Annotated in this window: 2 protein-coding genes; one reads left to right on the forward strand and one right to left on the reverse strand. The window is 61.4% G+C overall.

Features of this window, described 5'->3' with window-relative positions:
• Positions 1-95: 95 nt before the first annotated feature.
• Positions 96-1,250, reverse strand: a complete 1,155-nt coding sequence (locus tag NA637_RS24835) for an acyl-CoA dehydrogenase family protein (protein WP_256075218.1) — start codon at positions 1,248-1,250, stop codon at positions 96-98.
• A 242-nt stretch (positions 1,251-1,492) separates the two neighbouring features.
• Between NA637_RS24835 and NA637_RS24840 the strand changes: the two genes are divergently transcribed.
• Positions 1,493-1,872 (forward strand): AMP-binding protein (locus NA637_RS24840; RefSeq protein WP_256075219.1); only part of this gene is annotated, 380 nt, incomplete at its 3' end.

The raw sequence follows: 1,872 nt of genomic DNA on the forward strand, positions 1-1,872 counted from the left end.
CGGGCTCTCCCTGGATGATCTGACTGATCGGGTATGGCAACTGGCCGCGGGCCATCGTCCCTGACAGCTCGAAGTTCGAAGTTCACTTGGCCGGCTTACTGGCCGCCCGGGTGGGTTCCCATGAACTTGGACAGAATGCTCAGCATGACCTCGTCGGCACCGCCGCCGATGGAGACCAGGCGCAGGTCCCGGTACAGGCGGGTGATCAGGGTCTCGTTCATGAAACCCATGCCACCGTAATATTGCAGACAGCTGTCGGTGACTTCCCGGGCAAGCCGTCCGGCTTTCAGCTTGGCCATGGAGGCCAGGCGGGTCATGTCCTCGCCGTTGATGTACCCCTCGGTGGCCCGGTAAACCAGGGCGCGCAGCAGCTCCACTTCCGTCTGCAATTCGGCCAAGCGGAAATGGATGCTCTGGTTGTGCAGCAGCGGCTTACCGAAGGCGATACGCTGGCGGGTGTAGTCTGCCACCTCATCGATGCACTTCTCCAAGGAGCGAATGAGGCTGGCGGAGGCCCAGAGGCGCTCTTCCTGGAATTGCTGCATCTGATAGATGAACCCCATTCCCTCTTCACCGATGCGGTAGCGCTGGGGCACCCGCACGTCCTCGAAGAAGATCTGGGCGGTGTCCGAGCTGCGCATGCCCAGCTTGTCCAGCTTGCGGGCTACGGTGACCCCGGGCGCGTTCATGGGCAAGACGATCAGCGACTTGTTCTTGTGAGCCGGCCCGTCTCCGGTGTTGGCCAGCAGGCACATGAAGTCGGCCTGGGTGCCGTTGGTGATCCACATTTTGCCGCCGTTGATGAGGTAATCATCGCCATCCTTGCGGGCGGTGGTCTTGATGGAGGCCACGTCAGAACCCGCCCCCGGTTCGGACACGCCGATACAGGCCACGTAGTCACCGGCGATCGCTGGCGCCAGGAATTCCTGGCGCAGTTCGTCGGAGCCGACCTTGGCCAGGGCCGGCGTGGCCATGTTGGTCTGAACGCCTACGGCCATGGGGATGGAGCCGCAGTTCACTTCGCCCATCGCTTCGCAAAAGGCCAGCTCATAGCCCCAGTCGAGCCCCATGCCGCCAAAGGTCTCGGGCTTGGTGATGCCGAGCAAGCCCTTGGCGCCCATTTTCCGGAACAGTTCGCGGGCCGGGAAGATGCCTTCTTCCTCCCACTCGTCCACGTGAGGGTTGATTTCCGCGGCAACGAATCTGCTGACGGAGTCGTAGAGGCTCTTGTGCTCGGTGGTGTAACGCATGCTGCTCTCCGTTGGTCGAGGGGGTTCAAGGCCCTCTGCTTCATTGTTTTCATTGTTGTTGCTGACGCGGCTCGCTTGCGGAACGGGTTGGCGTGTGGGCAGGGAGCGGTGCCAGTGGATTGGCAGGCCGGATTATTCAGTCATGAGACCAATCACTCGGTCAAATTAGTCTAGTGTCTATCTTGAATTTGACCAAGTGTTAGGTCTAGCCTTGGGAGAACAATAAACAAGAGGGTAGCGCAATGGGTTTTACCCCCGGCCAACAACAACTACAACAGGCTGCCCCCGGCCTCGGCTCCCACTACATCGGCGGCATCGGCGACTGGCTGCGCTACCATGCCGGGTATCGTCCGCAATCCGAGGCTCTCGTCTATCACGATGACCGGGTGACCTACGCCGAGCTGGATCGCCGGGTCAACCAGGCGGCTGACGTGCTTGCCGGCCAGGGCGTCACCCAGGGCAGCCGCGTCTGTCTGCTGATGATCAACAGTCCGGCCTTCATCGAAACCTTCTTTGCCTGCGCCAAGCTGGGCGCCATCGCCGTGCCGCTGAACTTCCGGCTCAGCGCGCAGGAACTGGAGTTCATCATCAACGACGCCCAAGCCTCGGTGATCGTCTACCA

Source organism: Stutzerimonas stutzeri, assembly GCF_024448935.1.
Lineage (GTDB): Bacteria > Pseudomonadota > Gammaproteobacteria > Pseudomonadales > Pseudomonadaceae > Stutzerimonas > Stutzerimonas stutzeri_AO.